The sequence below is a fragment of the uncultured Sunxiuqinia sp. genome (assembly GCF_963974515.1).
In the GTDB taxonomy this organism is placed as follows: domain Bacteria; phylum Bacteroidota; class Bacteroidia; order Bacteroidales; family Prolixibacteraceae; genus Sunxiuqinia.
In genome coordinates, this window is sequence record NZ_CAXBDD010000057.1 from 1 (window position 1) to 25,180 (window position 25,180).

Consider the following 25,180-nt stretch of genomic DNA (forward strand, 5'->3'; position numbering starts at 1 on the left):
TAATCCGGACCGCCTGTACACTTTTCAGTCAAAAAACTGTACACTTTTCAACTGTTATTTACAATACAACCACTTGCGATTAATGCCAATTGAATGACTATCAAATGACAACTCGTGACCGTAAAAAGAAGTTTTTAGTGATAAGTCATCTTTAGCGTTATTTAGGATCCGGCAACTCAGTATCCCGACATCCAGTTGCGCTACTTCTTCCGGATGAGCATTAATCCGTCACGTAAAGGCAGGATGGTTTGACTGACGCGCGGATCTTCCTTAACCTTCTGGTTGAACGCTAAAATACCCCGGGTTTGTTCGTCGGTCGGATCCACTTCTTCCACCACTTTACCGCTCCACAAAATATTGTCTGCAATCAGAATCCCGCCTGATGGCACTTTGTCAATCACTAAGTCGAAGTAGGTTGCGTAGTCACGCTTGTCACCATCAATGAAAACCAGATCAAAGTACTCCTGTAAGTTGGGAATGATCACCTTGGCATCGCCAATGTGCTGCAGAATTTTGTGCTGTAATCCGGCTTTCTCAAAATACTTTTGGGCCATCTCTTCCAGCTCGTCGTTAATCTCAATCGTATGCAAGTACCCTTGGTCCTGAAGACCTTTTGCCAGGCAAATGGCCGAATAGCCGGTGTAGGTTCCAATCTCCAAAATTCGTTTGGGGTGAATCATCTGGCTCAACATGGTCAGCATACTACCCTGAATATGGCCCGACAGCATGCGCGGACGAAGCACATTCAGAAAGGTATCCCGTTCCAGCTCTTGCAGCACCGGATCTTCGTCGTCAAGGTGTGCCAGAATATAGTTTTCCAGTTTTGTCGATAACTCCATTATTCGTAGGTTAAAGTGCTTAACTGCCGCTCGTCAAAAATCTCATTGGCAATCTCCATAAGTTGTTGTCCGGTGATAGATTCAATTTTCTGGTAGATTCGCGGCAGGCTGTCGACTTTATTATAAAGCAAAAAGCTTTTCCCCAGGGTCAGCATCAGGTCATCCCGGTTTTCGCTCGAAAGGGCAATTTGTCCGATCAGTTGTTTTTTTGCTTTGCTCAACTGAAGAATCCCCATCTGTTTGTTCTTCAGTAGCCTGAATTCCTTATTGACCAGGCGCAGTGCCCGGTCCAGGTTCTCATGCTCGGTTCCAAAGTACACGCTAAACTGGCCTGTATCTGAATAAGCCGTATAGCCTGACTCCACATTATAAGCCATGCCATTTCGTTCGCGCAAAGCCAGGTTTAGGCGCGAATTCATCGACTGTCCACCCAGAATGTTGTTGAGCAACACCATTCCCATACGCTTTTTGTCCTGCGCATTGTAGGCAATGTTGCCAATCACACAGTGCGTTTGAAACGTATCGCGTTTTACCCGGCGTGTTCCCGGTGTGTAATGATCAAAAGGCAAGCGTTTTTCCGTCCGGAGACGGGCCGGTATCGGGGCAAAATATTTTTCGGAAAGAAGTAAGAATTTCTCAAACGAAACATTGCCAACCGAGCTTAACACCATTTCATCGGTATGGTAATTATCCTGAAGGAACTGAAAAATGGCCTCGCGGTTAAATGACTTCACATGATCCGGGGTTCCCAAAATATTACGCGCAATGGGGTGACCATCAAAAAGCAGCTCGTCGAAATCATCAAAAATCAATTCCGAAGGGCTGTCTTTATACGAATTAATTTCTTCGAGCACCACTTCCTTCTCGCGTTCCACTTCTTTGGCCGGAAAGGTGCTGTTGATCAGGATGTCACTGATCAGCTCCATACTCCGGTCATAATGTTCATTCAAAAACGATGCATAAATGGCGGTTTCTTCTTTCGAAGTAAAGGCATTAATTTCACCGCCCACATCTTCAATCCGGCTCAGAATGTGATAGGCCTTACGTTTTTTTGTTCCTTTAAAAATGACATGCTCGATGAAATGGGCAATCCCTTGTTGATGGGCGGCTTCATCCCTTGAGCCAGTATTTAGAATCATGCCAAAATGGGCAGCCGGCGACTCCACTTGTTGATGAATAAGCCGGATCCCATTGCTTAATGTATGGGTATTTATTTTCACGTTCTCTTAAATTGGAGTGCAAAAGTAGAAAACGTAAGCGGAAATTCAATTGATAAATCCATGAAAAAGAAAACGTTCTGCCGAAGCCTTGATTTTTTTACTGTTTGCGGGCAAAAATTTGTTTTGTAGTTAAATATTTTGACTTATATTTGCCAGCGCAAAAAGGCAATGGTGCCATAGCTCAGTTGGTAGAGCAACGGACTGAAAATCCGTGTGTCCCTGGTTCAATTCCAGGTGGCACCACAAAACCCGGCCACGAATACAAAACGTGGGCGGGTTTTTCTTTAGTGGCGGGTCTTGTAGGATGTTTGCAAAAAGTCGCTTTTCTGAAAAATCCATTCAAAAAACATTCATTCACGGGGGAAACATTGAAAATACATTCAAAAAAATGGCGGCGGTTAGGTTGTTTGTAAATCAAAAGACAGTCAAAAAGGACGGAACGGCGGCAATTTAAGTTAAAAATCATCGTTTTTTCTGTTTCCTTCCCGCGCATAGCAATAAGCGAAAAATCAAACAACTTCAATTTTAGCATGTGGGTTTCTCTCCTATGCGCACACACGCGTAAAGACCCAAAAAAGTCTTGCAAATTCAATATCTCAATATACTCAGATGGGAATAATGGCAGATAAAAAAAGAGGTGGGTACCCCTTGACCTATTTAAAAATTGACAGCTGAATATTGGCACTCTTTCGCACCTTTCCCTGCTATGCTGGATTACTGGTTTAATATCTTTTATGCTTTTTCTTTAGCCATAAGGTTAACTTCAGGTTTTAGCTTGTTCAAAATAACAATGTCGTTTGCATCGCCAAGTACTTCATCTACAATTCCAAAGTTTTTGGCTTCCTGTGCATTTAGGTATTTATCTCTTATGAAAAAACCTTCAATTTCTTGCCATGTATGTCCAGTGTTGTTCCCCATTAAATGAAATAGTTGTGCTTGAAGCCGTTCTTGTTCCTGAGTTGCAATCCGTACATCTTCGGTATAACCTTTAGCCCCTCCTCCGGCAGGGTGCATGTGAATAGTTGCATGAGGGAGTGCAAACCGGCTGCCTTTCTCTCCTGCGCTTAATAAAAATGTTCCCATACTACCTGTAAATCCAATCGAATAAGTCGATACAGGAGATGAAAGCATTTTCATTGTATCGTAAATGGCTAAACCGGCATAAACTTCCCCTCCCGGACTTTGTATATATAAACTGATCGGACGTTTTTGGTCTACGCTGTTCAAGTATAATAATTGGGCAACTACTATTCTTGCCACAGGTTCATTTATTGGTCCGCCAAGAAAGATAATCCGTTCTTTAAGCAAAAGACTATAAATGTCATAAGCCCGCTCACCACTGCCTGAATTATCGATTACCATTGGTATCACATTTGCTTGTATCATACTTATCGTTTAAATAGTTGATATATACTTTGCCGGAAGTTTATTTTATCCGGGTTGTTGAACATTTGCTGGTGTAAAGTTTCCAGCTCTTCTTTTAACTTCTCCCGGTGATACATTTTGATCAATCGGAGTGTTTTTTCCTGAAAGAAAAGGTCTCTCTTTAAAACCGGGTCTATAATTAGCCTCGATTCAAATAGAAACCGGTCTGCCGGAGAAAGCCTTCCGTTAAGATATTTCTCAATTAGTCTTGTGTTATTCTGTGAAGTCGTCATAAATCAGGGATTTTTCTTTTACTGTATTTCTAACTTTTTCAAGACACTTATATTTTTGTACACTGACTGAATGTTCGTTTGAATAGCCCAGGTTACTTACAATCGCTTTTATTGGCAATTGTTGGAAATAGAAAGCACGGAGCAAATCCAAACACCTTTTACCCGCGATCTTCAAAAAATTGAGTAATCGCTTATTGTTTGTTGTCGGAAAGTAATCGTCTGGCATTACGATTTCGTTTTCCATGCTGTTTAATGAAATCCGATGACTATCCTTTTGGCTTTTTCTAATCCATAGGTGTTTTGAAATACCTATGATATACGCTTTGTCAGATTTGATGACGCTTACAGGATTTTGAGAATTTCTTTCCAGAAAAATCACCAGTGCATCATGAAAGATGTCTTTTGCATCATCAAAAGAACCTCCTGCCGAACGAACAAGTTTTGCCACAGCAGGAAAAACCTGCTCATACACTTCTTCCATCTCATAATTCTCGGATGTCGTTATTTCAATATCGGCTATTTCGTCTAATGTTTCCATAGAATGTTTCCTTTATAAGAGAAGTGCATTTTGCTGCCAAAATATCACCCGGAAATTCAAAAAAAATTAATCACGCAAATTTTTAAGTGGCTTCCCCCGTATACTTGCTCATCCGGCTTTATATTTTATTCAGGTAATTTCTTTTAGTCTGATAGTTCAATAAATAAGCACGTTTTGTCTTATCGTTTAGAAAAGAACGATGAATTAATTCCTCTACCATCGTTTGCCTTTGCAGGTAAGGAGCAAGGATTTTGTCCCTTCGTTTTTCATTTATCTCAAATCTTCTTGCTAACTCCTGAAAATCGTACAATCCGGGATGGTTACTTTTTTTCATCTCCTCCGATTTGAAGCCATCACTGAATAATCCTTCATCCAATGCAAAATCCGAATCATCCACATGGATTCTTGTATTCAGTAAATCATAGGCCGGACTTAGAACATAATCTCCGCTTGGTGTCTCAATAAGTGAAAAGTTTTTCAGGTGTGCATCCCCGTTTGAAAACAGGAAGTTGAAAACAATTAACGAATACAGCTTTTCGATTTCCACCCGCCAGGCAAGAACATATTTTTTCAGTAATTCCCCCAAAGCCTCATAGCTGTAATCGTATTTGAAGTTGTGCCCTACATTTTCTTCTGTTTTCCCCGCAAGCGTTGCAAAGTCTTCCTTTCCCCATCTCGTGCCATCATCTTTTACATCGAACCGCTTTGTGATATATGCAGGTTCTCCGTTGCTGAAAAAAATCAGTGCATTTTCAGCAGTTTGTAAACCATATATTTGCCGGGCAATTTGCATGGTTAAATGTTCGTTTGCCGGAACCTGATCAACATTTCTCACATCCCTGGGAATAGGTTTCAATATGTAAGTTCCCTGTTCTCCTTTTTCGGTCAGGCGCAATTTATTTTTTTCCAGCAGAAGCGATAGCTTTTCCTGAACGCCGGAAATGGAAATCCGTTTCCGGTTTTCGATAAATTTTTCAGCATCCTCCTCATTGTCTTGCGCAGGTGCATATGGCAATATATGGCTCACTTTTCGTCCTTCAAAAACTCGTCTTAAACAGGCTGTACTGTAGGCCTCGAATCCTTCTGCCAATGTTCCCGGACAGTATTTTATTTCAGGCAAACTCATCCTGTTATTTCTGAAATGGTTATTGCTCCGATGGTATCCGTTTTAGCTGTGGCCAGTAACAAACCAAAATAGTCTTTTTCGTCAATCTTTAAATAACGGTTTTGCAACTGCCTGTTCACACCCTCTGACAACATATTAAAGAAAAACGGGAACAGATATTCCGATTTATAAACCTGCTGGTTTTTCGGCATAGTGAGGCTAATCGCTGGAAGCTCTCCATTGGCAAACCAATTGTTATCGTACCTAAATTCATAATCGTTAGTTGAGATTTGGGTGAGTACTCCAACAAGTTCACCATTTCTATAGACATTCGCTTTTCGCATCGCTTACAGCTTTGGTTGTTTAACTTCCAGTTTTAATTCCATCCCCAAAATACCAGCAATTTTATTCAGTATCTCAACCGTTGGGTTTGCCTGTCCACGTTCAACCTTATATAGTGTATTTATGCTGATTCCTGCCATTTCAGCCAGATCAGGCTGGATAATCCGAAGTACCTTTCTTCTTTCCTTTATTTGTTTTCCTATTTCTTGAGTTGTCATTATAATGTGATTTTGAGGTAAAATTAATTGTTCCAACAGATAAAAACAAGTAAACTCATATTATAATGTGATTTTATGGTAGATTCATGAGGCATTTTCAATATAATTGTTGAAAATCACATCATAGTATGGGTTGTTGTTTCCCTAAAAGGAAAAAACGAATTAAAAATTGCTGCCAAATGCCACACTCATCCCTTCAACGCCAAATGCTGCCACCTGTCCCGCGTTAAGGAAAAATACTGATACATTAACTTTTAAATCATTAAAAGAAATGTATCATGGAACAAAAAAATCAATGACCAGGATGTATTACTAGTCAAAGGAAAAAACGCATGGTATAAAACATTGGTTTTTAGGCAATATCAATAAACTTATTGCATATACCAAGAAATATCATAAGTAAGTGATCGAATTGCTACCGCTTGTGGTTCTTTGTTTTTCTGCGTTCAGAAACTTCAAAACAGCTTCATAATCTTCCACCAAAAAGTTCGACATTTTCCGGTTGGATTCGCATACTTTCTGCTAGGTTTTTTCTATAAACATGTAAACCCTCATGATTTACAATTTCAGTGACGAACGAACCGTGACTCCAAATAATTTGATGCTGAAATTCAGTTTTTGACCACGTCCAGGTATTCTTTTAAGAAACGCTGATCATTTTCGTCGGAGTCGCCATATTTTTCGCGCACTTCAACCAATCGACCGTGCATCATTTCCTGTACATCGGCGTAATCCGGATGGCCATAAACATTTGTCATTTCATTCGGGTCTTTTTCCAGGTCGTAGAGCTCCCATTCATCAATGTCGTAGTAAAAATGCATCAGCTTGTAGCGATCGGTTGCCACGCCATAGTGCCGTTTTACCATGTGTATCGATGGATACTCATAGTAAGTGTAGTACACCGCATCGCGCCACTCGCCGCTTTCTCCATTTAGCAACTGGCGAAAAGACTCGCCCTGCATGGCTTCGGGGACTTCAATGCCTGCATAGTCGAGAAAAGTCGGCGCAAAATCAAGGTTCTGAACAAGCTGATCAAAGCTTGATCCTGCCTTAATCTCTTTTGGATAACGAATGAGTAGCGGCGTGCGAAACGACTCCTCATACATAAATCGCTTATCGAACCAGCCATGTTCACCCAAATAAAAACCTTGGTCCGAAGTATAAACCACGATGGTGTTTTCATCCAACCCGTTTTCCTCCAAAAAATCCAACAGGTCACCAACCCCATCATCAACCGAAGCAATGCAGCCCAGGTAATCCTGCATGTATCGCTGGTAACGCCACTGCATAAGCTCTTTTTCACTCATTGTGGCATAATCGCGCTGAAACTCCTCGTTGACCGGGCCATAAACCGAATCCCAGGCAGCTCGTTGTTCAAAGTCCATCCGGCCAACCTCGCGGTGGAAAGCCGCTTTGTCCCAGCCGGCGGTTTCCTCAATTCCCAACCGATCCATCACGTCGGGATAAACTTTGGAGTCGCCGGCCCAGTTCATGTGTTCCAAGATATTCATTTCCGACTCTCTAGCCGCTGTTCCCCTGCCCTCGTAATCATCGAAAAGGGTTTCCGGCTCCTGAAAAGTCATGTTGGTGTACGATTTATAATGCCGGCTGGCAGGCAGCCATTCGCGGTGCGGTGCTTTCTGATGATAAAGGACGCAAAACGGCTTCTCCGGATCCCGGTTCTTAAGCCAGTCCAGGGTCATCTCCGTAGTCAGGTCGGTCACATAGCCGGAGAGGCGTTTCCGTTCGCCATTAATGATAAAATCTGGATTGTAATAAGCTCCCTGTCCCGGCAGTACGGCCGAGTAATCGAATCCGGCTGGCAGTCCGTCGAGGTGAATTTTACCAATCATTGCAGTTTGGTAGCCGTTCGCCTGAAGCAGTTTGGGGAAATTATCCTGTTCCCAGTCAAAAGGCTGAACGTTGTCCACCTTGCCATTTACAAAGCTGTGTTTTCCTGTTAAAAGAACGGCCCGGCTGGGGGCGCAGATGGAATTGGTTACCGTGGCACGGGTGAAAATAGCCCCTTCGTTGGCAATCCGGTCGATGTTGGGGGTTTGATTCAAGCCATGTCCATAAGCGCTGATGGCCTGGTAGGCATGATCATCGGACATGATAAAGACGATATTCGGATGCTTCGCCTCTTGCTCATCGGGTGCACAGCTTACAACTCCGGCACTGGTTGTCAAAAGAACGAGCGATTTTAAAACGATTGGTTTCATAGGCATGGTTTATTTAGCTTGCTCAAAAATAGCAAACCAACTCATCATTTGAAACCCCATTCGAAAAAAGACTCGTAAGAAGCACGAAACGAAAAATCGATCGACGTACTTTTTAACCTTTTGGGCAAGCGATCTAAACAAAGAAGATGGCAACTCCCAAAACGGTAATCACAGCACCAACCACTTCCTTCCAATTGACTTTCTCCTTGAAAATAAGAATGGCTGGCGGAATAATCAGTACCGGAACAATCGACATGATGGTGGCAGCAATCCCGGCTTTGGTGTTTTGAACGGCAATCAGCGAAAAGGAAACCCCAAGGAAAGGACCAAAAAACGCCCCCAGGCTAATGCGTTTCATGGCAGAGACATTCTTCAAGGCTGCCCACACGCGGTGATAACGCTTCATAAAAACAAGCAAAATCGCGAAGCCAACAATTCCGGTCATCACCCGAATTTGAGACGCGGCAAAAGCATCGTATTCGCCCATGCCTTTTTTGCTCAAAACCAAGCCAGTGGCCTGTCCAAGCGCACCACCCAAAGCAAGCAAGATTCCGGGAACCGAATAAGCCGAAGTCAATCGCTTGCGAATTTTCTCTCCGCCATTGAGCGCACTGTTTTCGCGTTTCAGAATCACCATGCTGATCCCCCAAAGCGTAATGATCATCCCTACCCAGTTCATGGCTGACAAAACTTCGCCCAACATAAAATAGGAAATGAATGCCGTAAAAGGCGGTGTCATCGCCATGATCAGCATCGAAATTCGGGCGCCAACCACCACAAACGCTTGGAACAAGAGTAAATCGCCAATAACGAAACCCACCAAGCCCGACAAGGCCAACCAGCCCCATTGGTAAGCTGTGGCATCAAACGGAAACCACATGCCTCGCGAAATTTGGGTGTAAATGGCGTAAATAAAAAAAGCGATGACTAACCGAATCAGGTTGACCGCCAGCGAACCTACTTTTTTCCCGGCCGACTCAAAAGCCATGCTGGTTACTGTCCAAAACAGAGCGGTTAACAAAGCTGCAATTTCCCCCCAATACGCCATCATAAATTCATACCCCCCGTTTTAACAGGCCGGATTTGCTTACCGGACAGCGCTTGTTGCAGTTGTTTGCGTGCAGTTACCATTGGATTCTGGATTAAGTTTGCGCCAAAAATAGTTAAATAATCACAGGCAAAAGCAGACAAACACACAGAGCTGCTATTATTTTCCTGGCCACGCTGGTCGCAACCTTGAGACACAACCACAAGCAGTCAGCACCACCATATTCTTACGTTTTAAAAAGGACTTTTTTGAAATGAATCAGAATCGGCTATCTTCGAAAACAAAAAAGCCCATGCAACTCTTGATTGTGAACAGCGCCGAACCTGATGTGACGGAATTTGCAGAAAACATCGCGAAAATCGTCCAATGCGAACAGGTCAACTACGACCTGATCAACTACCGGGATTGCCAAAAACAGGATGTGTCGAAATACGAAGGCATTCTCATATCCGGTTCTCCCCAGGGCGACGACATCGTGGAGCACCACCAACCTTTTTTTCAATGGATTAAAACCTACCAAAAACCGGTATTGGGAATCTGTGCCGGCCACCATATCACCGGATTCATGCACGGATCTGACTACCTCCGAAGCAAGGAGCCCGAATCAGGCCATTGCGAAGTTGAAGTCATCCAGGATGACCCCATTTTTGCAGGAATTGGAAAAACCTTCACTACGCGCCAGATGCATAATGATTCGGTAACACTACCCAACAATTTTATTCATCTGGCTAAGTCGGCAACCTGTTTCAATCAGGCCATGAAACATCCGGACAAACCTTTGTACACAGTTCAGTTTCATCCTGAATACCTGAATCCGGAGCTGATTCAAAATTTTATTCGGATTTGTGTTCAGCATAAGACGTAATTTACCGGATAGAGAAGAACAAGCACTTCGAACAATTAAAACTACATGTTACTTTCTTGTAATTTTTGAAGCAGAATGCACCAATTCATAAAAACATTGCTTTAATTAGCAGAATTAAAATTGGAGAGCAATCTTCATTTTTGTTACTCATGAATGAAAGGCCGTCTAACCAGCGGCCTTTCTGCATATTTCACTGAAGGAATCATTCATCCCTCCACCCTACATCGCTCAAATGAAGGCAAAAAGCAACCTTTTTTGCCGTTGAAGTTGAGCTTATTCCTCTTCGTATTTAATTACCTCCACCGGGCATCCTTCGGCAGCTTCGATGATGCCGTCTTCGTTTGATGCCAGGTCGGCTCCTTCAATTACAATCGCCTCATCGGGCATTTCAAACACCTCGGGACACGCACTTTCACACAATCCACAGGAAGTACATCCCTCTTCGATCCAAACTTTTTTAATCGCCATATCTTTTTAGTTTAAATAAAACAAAACAGCTTTACTATTCATCAATTTATAAATAGCCTAACGATATTTCGCGAGAAAATGTTTTAGATGACCGACGGTTTTCAAATCCAGCAAAGACGATCCCCACGAAAAAAGCCGGCATCCGAAGACACCAGCTTTCCACTCATTTTTGGCAAAATGTACATTGCTTCAACAGCAATGCTTTATCATACAAGGTTTTGATTCAACTTATTTCTCAAAAATGGTGCTTTGCTCGTGCACCCCACTCACCGAACGTCCCGACGGGTCGGCATTGTTCTGAAATGACGCATCCCAGGCTAAAGCTTCGGCAGTACTGCACGCGATGGACGGAACCGAAGGAACACAGGACGCTGCCGCATCGGATGGAAAATGCTCTTCAAAAATGGTTCGGTACAAATATTCTTCTTTGGAACGGGGCGTGTTGATTGGAAACCGGAATCCGCCATTAGCCATCATCTCGTCCGAAACCTTTTCTTTGGCAATTTGCTTCAGGGTATCAATCCAACCGTATCCCACGCCATCCGAAAATTGTTCCTTCTGCCGCCATGCCACACTCGCCGGAAGCATGTCCTCAAATGCTTTGCGAACCACCCACTTTTCCATCCGGCCATTACCAGCCATTTTCTCTCTGGGGTTCATTCGCATGGCCACATCAATAAATTCCTTGTCGAGGAAAGGCACTCTGCCCTCAACACCCCAGGCAGCCAGCGATTTGTTTGCACGCAAACAGTCGTATAAGTTCAGCTTGCTCAGTTTACGCAGGGTTTCCTTATGAAATTCTTCCGGGTTCGGTGCTTTGTGAAAATAAAGGTATCCGCCAAAAATTTCGTCGGCTCCTTCACCGGTCAGCACCATTTTAATCCCCATTGATTTGATCACCCGCGCAAGCATGTACATCGGAGTTGATGCCCGAATGGTAGTCACATCGTAGGTTTCGATATGGTATATGACATCTCGGATGGCATCCAAGCCTTCCTGTATGGTGTAATGAATTTCGTGGTGAATAGTTCCGATATGGTCAGCCACCTTACGTGCCGCTGCAAGATCCGGCGAGCCATCCAAGCCGATAACAAACGAGTGTAACTGCGGCCACCAGGCATCTTTCTGATCACCTTCTTCAACCCGTTTGGCGGAGAACTTTTTGGCCAAGGCCGAAGTCACCGACGAATCCAGTCCCCCCGAAAGTAACACGCCATAAGGCACATCCGACATAAGCTGGCGGTGCACGGCATCTTCCATCGCCTGTTTCAGCTCGGGTATACTAGCTTCATTGTCTTTCACATTCTCATAATCCATCCAGTCCCGCGTCCACCAACGTTTAATCTCTCCGTCCTTACTGTACAGGTAACTGCCCGGAGGAAATTCTTCAATTTTCGAACAAACACCTTCCAGCGTTTTCAATTCGGAGCCGACATAAAAGTTTCCAAACTTATCCCAGCCCATATAGAGCGGAATAATGCCAATGTGATCGCGGCCAATCAGATAAACATCTTTTTCCTCGTCATACAAAGCAAAGGCGAAAATGCCATTCAAATCATCCAGAAAGTCGACTCCCTTTTCCTGGTACAAAGCCAAGATCACTTCGCAGTCACTGCCGGTTTGGTATTCGTACTTATCTTTGGTTTGCTCGCGGATGGCTCTATGATTATAGATCTCGCCATTCACGCCCAAAATCAGCTTTTTATCTTTACTGTACAAAGGCTGACCACCTGACTCGGGATCAACAATTGATAAACGTTCATGAGCAATAATCGCTTTCTGCCCACAATAAATTCCCGACCAGTCTGGTCCGCGATGCCTTACTTTTTTAGATTGCTCCAAGACCTGAGGCCTTAACTCCTGCGCATCGGTTTTTAAATCAAATACTCCTACAATTCCACACATAATGCCAATAAATTAAAAAATGAGTTTTCAATTCGATATTTTCAGACTTCAAAAATAATCGTTTTGTTTCTATTTCAAAATATATATTGACATTTTTCTACATTTGTCAAAATTTTATTATCAAATATTTCACATACACATTGATATTCTAACATTTTGGAATAGTTCATTTGACTATTACCCCCCCTTTTCAAGCACCCCTTGTAAGTAGAAATATCAAAAAGAAACCAAACCCCCTATGCAAAACCAAGGGAGACCCGGGCATTGAACACAAAATTTATCGACCACCCCTAATCAGGCTTCTTTAAAACAAACGACCAAAAGAAATAAGCAAAAAAAAGCAGCTCATTTCTGAACCGCTTTTTGTCATGTTATTGGAGTTTTTTTCCTTTTAAATGAAAATCAATTGTGTAACGATATAGACAGGCAACAGAATAACCAGTGAAAACTTGACCATATACCCAAAGAAGCTCGGCATGTCAATTTTATTTTCTTCGGCAATAGCCTTCACCATAAAGTTAGGCCCGTTACCAATGTAGGTCATGGCACCAAAAAACACGGCGCCTAAACTAATGGCTTTCAGCAGCACTTCGGGAATACTGGCAACCAAGGTACTTGCACCGAACTGGTCAACCATGCCCAAGGCCAGGTTGTGGAACGACACAGCAGTGGGTGCATTGTCAAGAAACGCACTTAAAAACCCGGTCGCATAATAAAAATGCTGCGGTGTTGACAGCCCAAATGAATGCGCGTTTTCTCTCAGGTACAGCAAAGCCGGAACCATGGTGATGAAAATCCCGAGGAATAAATAAGCCACTTCGACAATCGGGCCCCAGGTAAACTTATTTTCCTTGTAACGCATGTTGTTGTTGGTAAATACCAGCGATAAAATTGCCATTAAAAGAATTACTCCTTCGCGGATAAAGCCCAGGTAGTGATTATCATGAATGGCATGAATGTATTGCTGATTCAGAAAAGCAACGGAGAGCACCACACCAATAAGAAAAACAAAATTGAGATTTCCTTTCAGCTTGATGGGCTCAATATGGGTACGATCTTCAACAATAGCTTTCACCGATTCTTTCTTGATGTAGTAACTATCAATAATATAATAAATAATCAGCAGCATGGCGTTGGCAAACAACCAAGGCCCTACGAGTCCGAAGAACCAGGAGAACGGCGCGCCTCTTAGGTACAGCAAGAACAGTGGTGGATCACCTAATGGGGTCAGCATACCACCGGCATTGGCTACAATGGCTATGAAAAACAGAATGGTGTGCACTTTAAACTTTCGCTCAGAGTTGGTTTTAATAACCGGACGGATTAAAAGCATGGCTGCCCCGGTTGTTCCCATAAATGAAGCAAGTACAGCACCAATACCCAAAAACAGGGTGTTGATAGCAGGCTTCGCTTCAATATCACCTTTGAGGTGAATACCTCCTGTAATTACAAACAGCGCTCCCAGCAAGATAATGAAGGGGATGTAATCGAAAAGCATTTGGTGGATTAATTCATGATGCAGGCCCCGCACAACCAATAAGATTGCCAGCGGCACACCCAATATCAATGAAATTTTCAACTTATTTATATTTTCCTCCCACCAGTGATGGAAAAATAAAGGACCTATTGCAATAAACAGCAACATAGCCACAAACGGCAAGGATAGCCACAAGGGCATACTTTCTACAGTTCCATGGTTCATAAGTCAGATTCTATTAATTTTTTATTTGAGGCCGAAAATAAAAAATATTCTCCAACTATATCCTATTATATATCAAAACATCTCGATAAGCTGCTTTTAACAAGCTTATTTAGTCAGCTTCTAAACTCAGGTGCAAACAGTGAATAGCCCATCCAAACCAGCAACACAAAAAAAAAGGGACCAAAGTCCCTCTAAATATTTTTCCGCGAACATTACCCTTACACGTTGAAACGAAAATGCATAATATCGCCATCTTGAACCACGTAATCTTTTCCTTCGATGGCCATTTTGCCAGCTTCCTTGCACGCTTGTTCCGATCCCAGAGCAACAAAGTCATTGTACTTAATCACTTCGGCACGAATAAAGCCTTTCTCGAAGTCGGAATGAATAACGCCCGCAGCTTGTGGTGCTTTAAATCCCCGCTTGTAAGTCCACGCCCGAACCTCTTTCACTCCTGCAGTAAAATAGGTTTCCAGCTGCAGTAGCTTGTACGCTAATTTGATCAGCTTGTTTACACCCGATTCTTTCAAGCCCAAGTCTTCCAAAAACAGTTGACGTTCTTCAAAGTCGTCCAACTCGGCAATATCGGCTTCGGTTGCCGCAGCAATCATCAGCATCTCGGCATTTTCATCTTTAATGGCTTCTTTCAAAGCTTCCACATGGTCGTTGCCTTTTACCACAGCCGCTTCATCCACGTTGCAGATGTATAGAATTGGCTTGTTGGTCAGCAGCTGCAGTTCCCGGGCAAGCTTGGCATCAGCTTCATCCAACTCCAGGGTACGGGCCGATTTCCCTTGAATCAACACCTCTTTATACATTGACAAGACTTTAAACATGCGTTTGGCCTCCGGGTCATTTCCTGTTTTTGCCTGCTTTTCAACCTTTGCAATTCGGCTTTCCACCGTTTCCAAATCTTTCAGCTGCAACTCAATATCAATGGTTTCCTTATCCCGAACCGGGTTGATGGTCGTATCAACGTGCGTGATATTTTCATTCTCGAAACAACGCAGCACATGAATAATGGCATCGGTTTCCCTGATATTTCCAAGGAACTTATTGCCCAATCCTTCCCCTTTACTAGCTCCGCGAACCAAGCCTGCAATATCAACAATTTCAACGGTTGTAGGCACCACCCGCTGCGGCTTAACCAACTCCTCCAGCATAATCAACCGGTCATCGGGTACCGTAATGACACCAATATTGGGTTCGATGGTACAAAACGGAAAATTTGCCGACTGCGCTTTGGCATTCGACAAACAATTGAATAAGGTTGACTTTCCCACATTCGGAAGTCCTACAATCCCACACTTTAAAGCCATGTCGTTTTCTTCTTAAAAATTGAGCGGCAAAGTTAATCCTTTTTGACTATTTTTGGACATCCATTAATCTGGAAGGATCATGATTTAACAAAGCTGCACCACCGAGCGAAACAGATGGCTTTAATTCCAGTATGTTTTTGGAGGAGACGAAAAGCTAAAGTTTTGTTAAAATTCATACATCCGGTTAAACAATGGCTGCATAAATCGATCTATCGAGTTGAATCATCCGGTTAATCCATGAAAAGCGACCAGCAAATTTTAGCTGAACTCAAAAACGAAAGTACAAGACAAGCTGCTTTTCGCGCTTTGGTGTCCTTATACAAGGAACGCCTCTACTGGCATATTCGTAAAATTGTGCTCAGCCACGATGACACCGATGATGTTTTACAGAACACCTTTGTCAAAGTATGGCGTAACATTGATGGCTTTCGCGAAGAATCGGGCCTGTTTACCTGGCTTTTTCGAATTGCAACAAACGAATCACTAACCTTTTTAAGTCAGAAAAAGAGGCGGGCATTCCTAAGCAACGATGACACCAATGACTATATCATTGAAAATTTGCAGACCGATCCTTATTTTGATGGCGATGACATCCAATACCGCTTGCAAAAAGCTATTGCCCGCTTGCCCGACAAGCAACGCCTGGTTTTCAACATGCGTTACTACGACAACATTAAATACCAGGATATGGAAAAGATACTGGAAACATCGGCCGGCGCATTAAAGGCATCTTATCATCATGCAGTAAAAAAGATTGAGGAGTATTTAAAATCAGAAGAGTAACAGGAAACGATGAGCATTAAACTTTTTTAAGTTCTAAGAGTCAAAGCGTATGATGAACAAAAGGAAAAACATAGGGAATGAATGGCAAAATCTACGTTCGAAACCTCCATTCAAGGTTCCGGATGGTTATTTTGACACTTTGGAAGATCAGATCGAGGCTAAAATCGCCGATGAAAGAACCTCTGTTTCACCCAAAGGAAAACTGATCCGAATGATGAAGCCCATGCTGGCGATGGCTGCCAGTTTCGCGCTTATTTTCATGCTGGTTTACTATCCATTAAGCGTTTTTCTGCCCTATTATATGGCAAAAAATGCCGACATGCCAATGGACACAACAACAGTGACCGAAGACGATTTAGCGATTTCATACTTCACTGGCTTGACAAACTCTTATTACGATCTTTTCAATATCGAAGAGGTGACACCGGAAGTTGAAGTGAATGAGCAGGAACTCCTTGATTATTTAGCTTTTGAGATGAATGAAGCTGAAATCTATGCTGAATTAATAAATTGACCGTCAAAAAATCAATTAAAGCGATGAAAAAACTTATTTTACTTCTTCTAACAATAGTCACCCTTTCAGGTGCATTAACGGCTCAGCCAGAAAAAAAACACAGCGATGACTGGATCCAAAAAATTAAGGCTGAAAAAGTTGCTTTCCTGACTCAGAAACTGGAATTGACACCGGGCGAGGCTCAAAAATTCTGGCCTGTTTACAATGAGTTTGAAGAAAAACGTTTCGAGATCCACATGAAACGAAGGGAAATGGAGCGAGGAACCATGGACAACCTTGATGGCTTAACCCAGGAACAACTCAAAGAAATCACCTTGGATTTTATCGGCCTTTTTCAAAAAGAAGCTGATCTGATGAAAACCTACAACGAGAAGTTCTTTCAGGTTTTACCTGCCAAAAAGGTGGTTATGCTTTACGATATGGAGAATGACTTCCGTTCGCAAATGTTAAAGGAATACAGAGATAAACAAAAAGAAGATCACCGTTAGGGGCAAAAATCAGCCTTCGACGCGATTGAGAGTCTTTGCGAGAAAATCAAATGCCGGGAGTATCATAGTTCAAAATATTAGGGGCCGAAAGTTCGGCCTCTTTTTTATACAAACTTTCCCTCGTCCAAAAAAGCAATGGTTTCATTAATGCCCTCATACATCAGGCAATCCTCGCGAACGAAGGGCACGTGCCTGCGATATTCCCGAAGGAAATCTTCCAGATAAGGGGATGTGCTTAGCGGTTTCCGAAATTCCATCGCCTGTGCTCCGTTGTACAACTCAATAGCTAAAACCTTCAGCACATTATCAGTCACTTTCAGCGCTTTTGTGGCTGAATTACCGCCCATACTCACATGGTCCTCCTGCTCGTTCGATGATGGTATAGAGTCGACCGAAGCGGGCGTACACAGCTGCTTGTTCTGACTCACAATCGAAGCAGCGGCATACTGCGGAATCATAAAGCCAGAGTTTAAACCTGGGTTAGCAACCAAAAACTCGGGCAAGCCCCGTTCTCCGGCAATCAGCCGGTAGGTTCGCCGTTCCGAAATGCTGGCCAATTCGGAAAGCGCGATAGCTAGAAAATCAAGCGAAAGCGCTAAAGGTTCGCCATGAAAGTTTCCTCCGCTGATGATTAGATCGTCATCCGGAAAAACCGTTGGGTTATCGGTTACCGAGTTGATTTCGGTTTCCACCACGCGCGACACATAGTCGACCGTATCTTTCACTGCTCCATGCACCTGCGGAATACAGCGAAATGAATACGGATCCTGCACATGTTCCTTCTTCCGGCTGATGAGCTCGCTTCCTTCAAGCAACTTACGGAAATTTTCAGCCGTGTCAATCTGACCTGCGTGCGGACGAATCTGCTGCACCTGCGCCATAAAGGGTTCGATCAGCCCATCAAAACTATCGAGCGACAGGGCACCAATAACATCCGCATATTTCACGACTTTAAAGGCTTTCAGCAAAGTATAAACACCGTGCGCGCTCATAAACTGAGTGCCATTTAAAAGGGCCAGCCCTTCTTTCGCTTCCAGCCGGACAGGCTCCCAGCCTTTTTCGATCAGCACATCAGCCGACTTCACTTTTTGTCCGCGGTAATTTACAGTTCCCAGCCCCAACAGCGGTAGAAACAACATGGCCAAAGGCGCTAAATCGCCACTGGCACCGAGCGAACCCTGCTCAAACACTTCGGGCAAAACGTCTTCATTAAACAAATCCAGGATCCGCTGAACGGTTTTCAATTGCACGGCCGAATTTCCTTTCGCCAAGGCATGGGCTTTCAGCAACAACATCAGCCGGACAATATCCTGTGGAATTTCATCGCCAATATTGCAGGCGTGCGAAACCACCAGGTTTTCCTGCAACTTGCTCAACTCGGCTTTGGACACTTTGATATCGCACAAGGCGCCAAAGCCCGTATTGATCCCGTAAATCGGATCTTCACTTTCGGCTAGTTTTCTATCGAGAAAAGCTTTTGATTTTTGAATCAACGCGACCGACTCCTCGGAAAGAACCAGCTTTTTATTTTCTTCCAGAATTGCTTCAATGATTTTGAAGCTAAGGGGTGCAGGACTGATCGTATGAATTTGAGACTCCATCTTTTTTTGTTTTTAATCGTTCAACAATTACACACCAAAAAAAAGCGTCCAATTCACGGGCAGCGGGCGTCGCACCCAAATGCCTTTAAAGGCCGGTCATCACGTCCAATCAATTTTGTTCTTCCAGACCACATGTCCACAAGAACGTTAAATTCAGCTTATTCAGAAAGGATTTTTATCAGCTCTTCGGGAGTGACCAATTGCTGCTCGCCTGACTTCATTTCTTTCAGCGTCAGCTTTCCCTGGTTCATTTCTTCCTCGCCCACCATGACCACAAAAGCCACTTGCTTGCGATCCGCCCAAGTCATCTGTTTTTTCATTTTGGCCGATTCAGGATAGATCTCCGCATTGACCTTGCTGGCGCGAAGCTTAGCTAAAATGGGCAAGCAGTAGGCTTCTTCCTTTTCACCAAAATTGACAAACAACACTTTGGTTGAAGCGACAGCTTCTTCTGGAAACAGCTCCAATTGGGTCATCACATCGTAAATGCGGTCGGCTCCAAACGAAATGCCGACACCCGATACGTCTGGCATACCAAAAATACCGGTCAGGTCGTCGTAGCGGCCACCGCCGCAAATACTCCCAATTTGCACATCTTTGGCTTTTACCTCGAAAATGGCACCCGTATAATAATTCAGGCCACGGGCCAGGGTCAGGTCCAGTTCCACTTCGGTGTTCAGCTCAAATTGGGCCAGATAAGCAAATAGCGTCCGCATTTCATCAACGCCTTTTTTTCCGGGCACAGAAGTACCAATCACCGATTCAATCTGATCCAGCTTTTCGGCATTTGATCCACTCAATTTCAAAATGGGTTGCAATTTGTTAACAGCTTCCTGCGACACCCCTTTTTCCAACAGTTCGAGGTTTACTTTTTCCAAACCAATTTTGTCAAGCTTATCAATGGCCACCGTAATATCAATAATCCGGTCGGCTTCACCAATCGTTTCGGCAATACCTGCTAAAATCTTCCGGTTGTTAATCTTTACCACCGTATTGATTTTCAGCTGGTTGAAAACATCGTTGATAATTTGCACCAGCTCCAATTCATTCAGCAGCGAATTACTCCCAACGATGTCCACATCGCACTGGTAAAACTCACGATAGCGGCCTTTTTGCGGACGGTCGGCCCGCCAAACAGGCTGGATTTGGAAACGCTTGAACGGAAACGAGATCTCGTTGCGATGCTGCACCACAAAACGGGCAAAAGGCACCGTCAAGTCGTAGCGCAAGCCCTTCTCCGAAATCTTATTCGTGAGCCGGATACTGTTTCGCTCCTGCAGCTCCTCCTCTTCTACTTTGGAAATAAAATCTCCGGAATTCAGAATCTTAAACAGCAGCTTATCGCCTTCTTCGCCATACTTTCCCATCAGGGTCGAAAGGTTTTCCATCGCCGGGGTTTCAATGGGTTGAAAGCCGTAACGCCGGAAAATTTCCTTCACCGTATCGAAAATATAATTCCGGCGAGCCATCTCTACCGGCGAAAAGTCACGTGTTCCTTTTGGAATCGAAGGTTTCTGAGCCATAGTCTGTTTTTTTATTCGAGCTGCAAAAGTAACTAAAAACAAGAAAAGCCGGAATGGATCCGGCTGTTTTCATTTTTTTTCAACATTTCTTAATTCAAAAAACGAATGGACCATGGATAGCGATAGAATTCACCCTCGTTGGCTTTAATGGCCGCAATGATGGTAAAAACCAAAGCCGCGATACCAACAACCGCCATGAGGAGCAGTCCGATTCCAATAAAAACCAGAATTCCGGAAATAAAAATCAAAATTGTCACGGTAATCTGAAAGTTCAGCGATTCTTTGCCCTGGTCTTCGACAAAGCCGTATTCCTCTTTTTTCAGCAGATATACAATTAAGGGGCCGACAATATTTCCGGCAACCGGAATAACCAAGCCCGCGAAAGCTGCCAGGTGACAAAGCATGCCCCACATGCGTTCGTCTCGATCATCAATGATTCTGTCCATAAGTTATTTTTTCATGCAAGTTAGGGAAGTCATGGCGAAAATCAAAGGTCAAGTTTTCCTGCGAATATTAAACATTCCCTGTTGCCGATAAAATATTCTCTATTATCGCCGGCAGCGAACATCAATCAAGGCGAGGACGCTTCTCAATGCGGATCCGGGCATCGACGGCCAGAATCCGATCGCCTTTTCCTAGCAAGGGATTGATGTCCATCTCTTTAATTTCGACAGCAAAGCGCAACATGCTTGACAAGCGAACAATGATCTCGGCGAACTTGCGCTGGTTAGCGCCTTCCTGCCCCCGGTAGCCTTTAATGATCTGGTACGATTTCAGGTTTTTGATCATGGACGACGCCTCACAAATGCCCAGCGGAGCCAATCCGGAAGTGACATCCTTCAAAACCTCCACCATGGTTCCGCCCATACCACAAAGTACAACGTGCCCAAAACGGTCTTCGTACTTCGCCCCCAGGAACAGCTCAATTCCGGAGGCCATCTCGGCCATCAGTACAGCTTCGGTTTCCGGGATATTGATGAGCCGGTTAAACTCATGCAGCACGGTTTCCTTATCGTGTACGTTTAGGACAACACCCCGCACGTCACTTTTATGAACCGGCCCTATGACTTTCATCACCAGGGGCCAGCCCAGTTGTCCGGCAGCCTGCAAAGCTCCATCGGGAGTTTTGACCACCAGCTCTTGTACACGGGGAATGCCAGCCGCATCAAACAGACGGTGAATAATTTCGGGCGGCTGGTATCCATCGCTGGCCTGATCCACAATCCGGCGGATTTCGGGGATGTCGACCCCATCAAGAAAAACTTCATCGGTATGCGGCTTGGGGGTACTGGCCACTTTCGACAAAGCCCGCCCAAGCAAGACTTCGTCGGGGAAGTTCACATTCCCTTCGGACAGAAAATAAGCCACATCGTCCCTTACGTTAATCACCGATGGGAGAATGGGATAAATTGGCTTTTTGCAGGTGTGCATCTTGCCGTTCAGCACTTCATACACGTCACCTACCGGGAAAAGGCCCGGGCTTCCGTAAATGACCGCCATGCCGTCCACCTCTTCAAAGTCGTTATCACAGGCGTCGATAATCGCACCCAACTGTTCGGCATTGCCGGTAGCCAGAAAATCGATGGGGTTTTCAACCGATGACCCGGCAAACAGCTTTTCTTTTAAGGCTTCCTTTTGCGGAGAATCTTTGATTTGGAGAATCTTCAATCCACCAGCCTCAAGTGCATCGGTCAGCATAACCGCGGGCCCGCCGGCATGGGTAATAATGGCCATACGCTTGCCCTTCATTTCCTTGCACATAAACACACAGCCAACCGTTGTCAGTTCCTCGCGTCCGTAACAACGCACAATGCCTGCTTTCCGAAATAGCGCTTCAACCGCCAGGTCAGAGCTGGACATCGCCCCGGTGTGCGACGAAGCCGCCCGACTGCCTGCATCGCTGCTTCCGGCTTTGATGGCGGCAATTTTACAGCCTTTCCGAATGAGTGAAGAAGCATGCTTCAGTAATTTATCCGGATTCTGAATACTTTCGATGTAGAGTAATTTAACCCGCGTGCTGGTTTTGGGATCGAACACCTCATCCATAAATTCCAGCACATCTTCAACGCCAACCTGGGCCGAATTGCCGACCGAAAAAACACTGGCAAAATGCAAACCTTTCGGAATGCCCGACTCCATGATAAATACAGCTGTGGCCCCCGAGCTGGAAATGAAATCGCAGCCCATCTGGTCGAGTTTGGGAACCGGCGTGGTGAAAACACTGGCATGTGCCGGCGTGATAATTCCAATACAGTTGGGACCAATCAGCGAAGCTTCGTAACGATTCACCGTTTCAACAATTTGTTGCTCCAACTGCCGTCCTTCTTCGCTTTCTTCGCTAAAACCCGCTGAAATAATGATGATGCCTTTAGCTTTTTTGTCGCGGCACAGCTGCAAGGTCATTTCGGGACAAAGCCGCGCCGGAACAGCCAGCACCGCAGTCTCCACCTCCGGCAATTCGTCAATCGACGGGTACGTTTTGATTCCCTGAACCACTTCGGTTTTGGGATTAACCACATACAAATCGCCTTCAAAATGATTATCCATCAAATTTTTGAGCAATTTGCCTCCGGGCTTGGAAACGTCGTTTGAAGCACCCACGACGACAATACTTTTGGGCCAGATGAGTTCTCGTGTCAGCATAAATCCGGTTTATTTTCATCAAAAATACGAATTCCCTGCTCATAGCCACTGATATTATTCAGGTGAAACAGGATCTATTGTAGAAAAGGCGAAGACAGGGAGGAGGGCGGAGGCAAAAGAAAAGGCAATCAAGAAAGCGGACTCATGGGTGACAGATAAATTAGGATTCACCAACCGGCATCGATTTCTGTTTTGATATTTTTTGAATAGTTTTGGCAACGAAATGGCAAATCTGACAGAACAACGGATTATGGTTCTCTGCGATTTTTCGGAGTCGATGAACAACGCGATTGCTCATGGTATGCAAATGGCTACTATTTTTCGAAAGGAAATGTGCCTGTTTCATCCGTTGCAAAAAAATGGGAAAGCGGAAAAGCTGGCCGTTCAAAAGGCCCTGTCTAAAATCATTCACCAGCTGAAAAAGGACTTGCCCGACATTCCAATTTCCAGCTTGACACTGAAAGGCGCGCTGCCCGACTGCATTGACCGGATTGCGGAACAATACGATGGAATTATGCTGGTACTGACCTCGGAGAATGTGAAAGCCAAGTTGCCCGCACTGCAAGTCAGCCAAATCCCATTCTTGTTTGTCAACGGATACCAGCCCGAATCGCTCCGCTACAAAAACGTGCTGCTCCCGGTCGACTTCAGAAAAGTCATGAAAGACACCTCACTATGGGCCAGTTATTTTGCCCGCTTTAACAAAGCTGATGTAACGGTTTTTCCTGCCATGGAAAAAAACAAGGACCACGCGGTCATGATTCGTAAAAATGTGAAATTCATCAAGCATTTACTAACCAACCTTAAGCTTGATTTTCAGATCTCAAACAGCGGTAAGGGTAGTTTCGGCTTGCCTTTTGATGCCTTACAACGCTGCCAGAACGAGAAGCACGATTTACTGATCATTCCTTCCAGTAAAAACATCAGTCTCATTGACCTGATCATCGGCTTGCCCGAAGCGAAAATCATCAAAAAAGCCAATCACTTGCCGGTGCTTTGCATCAACCCAAAACGCGACATGTATATTCTGTGTGATTGACCACCCGTTGAATTCCTATAATTCAAAATTTTATTATTCCTTTGTAAAACGACCAAAAAGATAGTTCGGATAAACCATTCAACACGAAGAAATCATGCGTTCGATCCTTGTAGTTATTCTTCTTTTAATTGCCGGCCAAGGCTTTTCTCAAAAACTTGAATACGATATTTTATTTCACGGTATTGGTGATAACCGGGAGTATTTTAGCGGAGTAGCCAACTCGCAAACCATTTTGGGAGAACGAACCAGCGTTGTGGTGGGAACTACCCTCGAAGAAAAACACAAATTTCGAATTGGGCTGAGCCATTTGTTTGAATTTGGAAGCGAAATCGATGATCAGCAACCCAAGCTAACGGCGTACTACCATTACTCGGACGCCCAAGCAGAATTTTACTTTGGCGCTTTTCCGCGTATGGGCTTGATTGATTTTCCGCTGGCTTTAATCACCGACACGTTTCTATATTACCGTCCCAACATCGAAGGATTGTACGGGAAATACAATTGGGACTGGGGACATCAAAGCGGCTTTGTTGACTGGACGAGTCTCCAGACCGAAACCAAGCGCGAAACCTTCATGGCTGGCTTTTCAGGCGAAATGCGCCATCAAATGATCTTCTTTCAAAACTACATCACCCTGTTTCACTATGCCGGCACAGCCCTTCGCCCCGAGGGCGAAAACATCCACGATAACCTGGGAGCAGCTTTCTTTCTGGGCTCCGACCTGGACCAGGTGCTGCCGATGCACAATGCCTACTTCAAACTGGGCTTGCTCCACTCGAAATACCGCGAACGCCACGTGATGGATGGCTACTTGAATTCGACCAGTCTGTTGGCTGAGTTTTACGGTGAAGTCAAGCAATTTGCCTTGCGGTCGGGCTTACACTTTGGCGACGGGCACAATATGATGAATGGTGACCGTTTTTACGATGTTGACAGCTATTGGCGCACCGATGTAATTTGGCGATTCATCAGCAGTAAACATGTTGAAGGCCGATTTAACCTTTCCTTTCACTTGATTGAAGGTAATGATCTGGACCAATCGCAACAATTGTCTCTGATTTACCGGTTTGGAAACTGAAGGAGCTGGATGCTGAACTTGAAACATAAAAGTGGACATTGAGTTAAGCAATGCTGCCATTT

At 44.3% G+C, this 25,180-nt stretch carries 23 protein-coding genes and 1 tRNA gene; 7 read left to right on the plus strand and 17 right to left on the minus strand.

All coding sequences use genetic code 11. The features are described 5' to 3' along the window. Nucleotides 1-200: 200 nt before the first annotated feature. On the minus strand, nt 201-839 hold the full coding sequence (locus tag AAC033_RS12590) for an O-methyltransferase (protein WP_339738621.1): 639 nt from the start codon (nt 837-839) through the stop codon (nt 201-203). Beyond that, a complete protein-coding gene (locus AAC033_RS12595; RefSeq protein WP_339738623.1) occupies nt 839-2,059 on the minus strand; it encodes a pitrilysin family protein in 1,221 nt (406 codons plus the stop codon). The genes AAC033_RS12590 and AAC033_RS12595 overlap by 1 nt, the downstream gene beginning before the upstream one ends. Nucleotides 2,060-2,229: 170 nt before the next feature. Here AAC033_RS12595 and AAC033_RS12600 point away from each other — a divergent pair. Next, nucleotides 2,230-2,302 (plus strand) — tRNA-Phe (locus tag AAC033_RS12600). A gap of 489 nt (nt 2,303-2,791) precedes the next feature. On the opposite strand, the gene AAC033_RS12605 is transcribed toward AAC033_RS12600, so the two are convergent. The 7 genes from AAC033_RS12605 to AAC033_RS12635 all read right to left on the minus strand — a co-directional run bounded on the left by AAC033_RS12605 (nt 2,792) and on the right by AAC033_RS12635 (nt 9,193). Continuing rightward, nucleotides 2,792-3,445 (minus strand): ATP-dependent Clp protease proteolytic subunit, encoded by a 654-nt coding sequence (locus AAC033_RS12605; protein ID WP_339738625.1) that lies wholly within the window; start codon nt 3,443-3,445, stop codon nt 2,792-2,794. A 252-nt stretch (nt 3,446-3,697) separates the two neighbouring features. Then, on the minus strand, nt 3,698-4,255 hold the full coding sequence (locus AAC033_RS12610; protein ID WP_339738627.1) for a hypothetical protein: 558 nt from the start codon (nt 4,253-4,255) through the stop codon (nt 3,698-3,700). Between the two features lie 118 nt (nt 4,256-4,373). Continuing rightward, nucleotides 4,374-5,381, minus strand: coding sequence for a HipA domain-containing protein (locus AAC033_RS12615; protein WP_339738629.1), 1,008 nt, complete (start codon nt 5,379-5,381; stop codon nt 4,374-4,376). Continuing rightward, nucleotides 5,378-5,704: a HipA N-terminal domain-containing protein gene (locus AAC033_RS12620; RefSeq protein WP_339738631.1), complete on the minus strand. Its 327-nt coding sequence runs from the start codon at nt 5,702-5,704 to the stop codon at nt 5,378-5,380. Before AAC033_RS12620 ends, AAC033_RS12615 begins: the two co-directional genes overlap by 4 nt. Before the next feature lie 3 nt (nt 5,705-5,707). Further along, complete coding sequence (locus AAC033_RS12625) at nt 5,708-5,920, minus strand: helix-turn-helix domain-containing protein (RefSeq protein ID WP_339738633.1); 213 nt, start codon at nt 5,918-5,920, stop codon at nt 5,708-5,710. A gap of 611 nt (nt 5,921-6,531) precedes the next feature. Beyond that, nucleotides 6,532-8,142 (minus strand): sulfatase, encoded by a 1,611-nt coding sequence (locus tag AAC033_RS12630; protein ID WP_339738635.1) that lies wholly within the window; start codon nt 8,140-8,142, stop codon nt 6,532-6,534. A 133-nt stretch (nt 8,143-8,275) separates the two neighbouring features. Further along, complete coding sequence (locus tag AAC033_RS12635; RefSeq protein ID WP_339738637.1) at nt 8,276-9,193, minus strand: DMT family transporter; 918 nt, start codon at nt 9,191-9,193, stop codon at nt 8,276-8,278. A 250-nt stretch (nt 9,194-9,443) separates the two neighbouring features. Here AAC033_RS12635 and AAC033_RS12640 point away from each other — a divergent pair, with 250 nt between their 5' ends. Beyond that, nucleotides 9,444-10,055, plus strand: a complete 612-nt coding sequence (locus tag AAC033_RS12640) for a hypothetical protein (protein WP_339738639.1) — start codon at nt 9,444-9,446, stop codon at nt 10,053-10,055. 273 nt (nt 10,056-10,328) lie between these two features. Here AAC033_RS12640 and AAC033_RS12645 read toward each other — a convergent pair whose 3' ends face one another. From AAC033_RS12645 to ychF, 4 genes are all read right to left on the minus strand, one after another. After that, nucleotides 10,329-10,523 carry a ferredoxin gene (locus tag AAC033_RS12645; RefSeq protein ID WP_339738641.1) on the minus strand — a complete coding sequence of 65 codons (195 nt, stop codon included), beginning with the start codon at nt 10,521-10,523 and terminating at the stop codon, nt 10,329-10,331. Between the two features lie 228 nt (nt 10,524-10,751). Next, nucleotides 10,752-12,428, minus strand: coding sequence for an asparagine synthase B (asnB, locus tag AAC033_RS12650; RefSeq protein WP_339738643.1), 1,677 nt, complete (start codon nt 12,426-12,428; stop codon nt 10,752-10,754). Nucleotides 12,429-12,819: 391 nt separating this feature from the next. Next, nucleotides 12,820-14,130, minus strand: coding sequence for a sodium:proton antiporter (locus AAC033_RS12655; RefSeq protein WP_339738645.1), 1,311 nt, complete (start codon nt 14,128-14,130; stop codon nt 12,820-12,822). A 218-nt stretch (nt 14,131-14,348) separates the two neighbouring features. After that, nucleotides 14,349-15,449: a redox-regulated ATPase YchF gene (gene ychF, locus AAC033_RS12660; protein ID WP_339738647.1), complete on the minus strand. Its 1,101-nt coding sequence runs from the start codon at nt 15,447-15,449 to the stop codon at nt 14,349-14,351. A 237-nt stretch (nt 15,450-15,686) separates the two neighbouring features. Here ychF and AAC033_RS12665 point away from each other — a divergent pair, with 237 nt between their 5' ends. From AAC033_RS12665 to AAC033_RS12675, 3 genes are read left to right on the plus strand one after another with little or no spacing between them, the layout of a single operon-like run. Further along, entirely contained in the window at nt 15,687-16,232 is a 546-nt protein-coding gene (locus AAC033_RS12665; RefSeq protein WP_339738649.1) for an RNA polymerase sigma factor, read from the plus strand. A gap of 49 nt (nt 16,233-16,281) precedes the next feature. Further along, nucleotides 16,282-16,746, plus strand: a complete 465-nt coding sequence (locus AAC033_RS12670) for a hypothetical protein (protein ID WP_339738651.1) — start codon at nt 16,282-16,284, stop codon at nt 16,744-16,746. Between the two features lie 23 nt (nt 16,747-16,769). Beyond that, a complete protein-coding gene (locus AAC033_RS12675) occupies nt 16,770-17,234 on the plus strand; it encodes a hypothetical protein (RefSeq protein ID WP_339738653.1) in 465 nt (154 codons plus the stop codon). 104 nt (nt 17,235-17,338) lie between these two features. Here the strand turns inward: AAC033_RS12675 and hutH are convergent, their stop codons facing one another. The 4 genes from hutH to AAC033_RS12695 form a co-directional block, all read right to left on the minus strand. Next, the gene (gene hutH / locus AAC033_RS12680; protein WP_339738655.1) at nt 17,339-18,835 is read right to left on the minus strand and encodes a histidine ammonia-lyase; all 1,497 of its coding nucleotides are present in this window, start codon (nt 18,833-18,835) and stop codon (nt 17,339-17,341) included. Between the two features lie 158 nt (nt 18,836-18,993). After that, nucleotides 18,994-20,358, minus strand: a complete 1,365-nt coding sequence (hisS, locus tag AAC033_RS12685) for a histidine--tRNA ligase (protein ID WP_339738657.1) — start codon at nt 20,356-20,358, stop codon at nt 18,994-18,996. Nucleotides 20,359-20,447: 89 nt separating this feature from the next. After that, nucleotides 20,448-20,804 carry a DUF4870 domain-containing protein gene (locus AAC033_RS12690; RefSeq protein WP_339738659.1) on the minus strand — a complete coding sequence of 119 codons (357 nt, stop codon included), beginning with the start codon at nt 20,802-20,804 and terminating at the stop codon, nt 20,448-20,450. Nucleotides 20,805-20,925: 121 nt separating this feature from the next. Next, nucleotides 20,926-23,001, minus strand: a complete 2,076-nt coding sequence (locus tag AAC033_RS12695) for an acetate--CoA ligase family protein (protein WP_339738661.1) — start codon at nt 22,999-23,001, stop codon at nt 20,926-20,928. A gap of 223 nt (nt 23,002-23,224) precedes the next feature. On the opposite strand from AAC033_RS12695, the gene AAC033_RS12700 reads away from it, so the two are divergent. Together AAC033_RS12700 and AAC033_RS12705 are read left to right on the plus strand one after the other, a co-directional pair. After that, complete coding sequence (locus AAC033_RS12700; RefSeq protein ID WP_339738663.1) at nt 23,225-24,040, plus strand: hypothetical protein; 816 nt, start codon at nt 23,225-23,227, stop codon at nt 24,038-24,040. A gap of 94 nt (nt 24,041-24,134) precedes the next feature. Further along, on the plus strand, nt 24,135-25,118 hold the full coding sequence (locus tag AAC033_RS12705; protein ID WP_339738665.1) for a hypothetical protein: 984 nt from the start codon (nt 24,135-24,137) through the stop codon (nt 25,116-25,118). Nucleotides 25,119-25,180 lie beyond the last annotated feature (62 nt).

What these genes read in the sequence shown, in the direction of transcription:
- AAC033_RS12590 (WP_339738621.1), bottom strand. Translation starts at nt 839, where the DNA reads ATGGAGTTATCGACAAAACTGGAAAACTATATTCTGGCACACCTTGAC.
- AAC033_RS12605 (WP_339738625.1), bottom strand. Translation starts at nt 3,445, where the DNA reads ATGATACAAGCAAATGTGATACCAATGGTAATCGATAATTCAGGCAGT.
- AAC033_RS12610 (WP_339738627.1), bottom strand. Translation starts at nt 4,255, where the DNA reads ATGGAAACATTAGACGAAATAGCCGATATTGAAATAACGACATCCGAG.
- AAC033_RS12615 (WP_339738629.1), bottom strand. Translation starts at nt 5,381, where the DNA reads ATGAGTTTGCCTGAAATAAAATACTGTCCGGGAACATTGGCAGAAGGA.
- AAC033_RS12620 (WP_339738631.1), bottom strand. Translation starts at nt 5,704, where the DNA reads ATGCGAAAAGCGAATGTCTATAGAAATGGTGAACTTGTTGGAGTACTC.
- AAC033_RS12625 (WP_339738633.1), bottom strand. Translation starts at nt 5,920, where the DNA reads ATGACAACTCAAGAAATAGGAAAACAAATAAAGGAAAGAAGAAAGGTA.
- AAC033_RS12630 (WP_339738635.1), bottom strand. Translation starts at nt 8,142, where the DNA reads ATGAAACCAATCGTTTTAAAATCGCTCGTTCTTTTGACAACCAGTGCC.
- AAC033_RS12635 (WP_339738637.1), bottom strand. Translation starts at nt 9,193, where the DNA reads ATGATGGCGTATTGGGGGGAAATTGCAGCTTTGTTAACCGCTCTGTTT.
- AAC033_RS12640 (WP_339738639.1), top strand. Translation starts at nt 9,444, where the DNA reads ATGAATCAGAATCGGCTATCTTCGAAAACAAAAAAGCCCATGCAACTC.
- AAC033_RS12645 (WP_339738641.1), bottom strand. Translation starts at nt 10,523, where the DNA reads ATGGCGATTAAAAAAGTTTGGATCGAAGAGGGATGTACTTCCTGTGGA.
- asnB (WP_339738643.1), bottom strand. Translation starts at nt 12,428, where the DNA reads ATGTGTGGAATTGTAGGAGTATTTGATTTAAAAACCGATGCGCAGGAG.
- AAC033_RS12655 (WP_339738645.1), bottom strand. Translation starts at nt 14,130, where the DNA reads ATGAACCATGGAACTGTAGAAAGTATGCCCTTGTGGCTATCCTTGCCG.
- ychF (WP_339738647.1), bottom strand. Translation starts at nt 15,449, where the DNA reads ATGGCTTTAAAGTGTGGGATTGTAGGACTTCCGAATGTGGGAAAGTCA.
- AAC033_RS12665 (WP_339738649.1), top strand. Translation starts at nt 15,687, where the DNA reads ATGAAAAGCGACCAGCAAATTTTAGCTGAACTCAAAAACGAAAGTACA.
- AAC033_RS12670 (WP_339738651.1), top strand. Translation starts at nt 16,282, where the DNA reads ATGATGAACAAAAGGAAAAACATAGGGAATGAATGGCAAAATCTACGT.
- AAC033_RS12675 (WP_339738653.1), top strand. Translation starts at nt 16,770, where the DNA reads ATGAAAAAACTTATTTTACTTCTTCTAACAATAGTCACCCTTTCAGGT.
- hutH (WP_339738655.1), bottom strand. Translation starts at nt 18,835, where the DNA reads ATGGAGTCTCAAATTCATACGATCAGTCCTGCACCCCTTAGCTTCAAA.
- hisS (WP_339738657.1), bottom strand. Translation starts at nt 20,358, where the DNA reads ATGGCTCAGAAACCTTCGATTCCAAAAGGAACACGTGACTTTTCGCCG.
- AAC033_RS12690 (WP_339738659.1), bottom strand. Translation starts at nt 20,804, where the DNA reads ATGGACAGAATCATTGATGATCGAGACGAACGCATGTGGGGCATGCTT.
- AAC033_RS12695 (WP_339738661.1), bottom strand. Translation starts at nt 23,001, where the DNA reads ATGCTGACACGAGAACTCATCTGGCCCAAAAGTATTGTCGTCGTGGGT.
- AAC033_RS12700 (WP_339738663.1), top strand. Translation starts at nt 23,225, where the DNA reads ATGGCAAATCTGACAGAACAACGGATTATGGTTCTCTGCGATTTTTCG.
- AAC033_RS12705 (WP_339738665.1), top strand. Translation starts at nt 24,135, where the DNA reads ATGCGTTCGATCCTTGTAGTTATTCTTCTTTTAATTGCCGGCCAAGGC.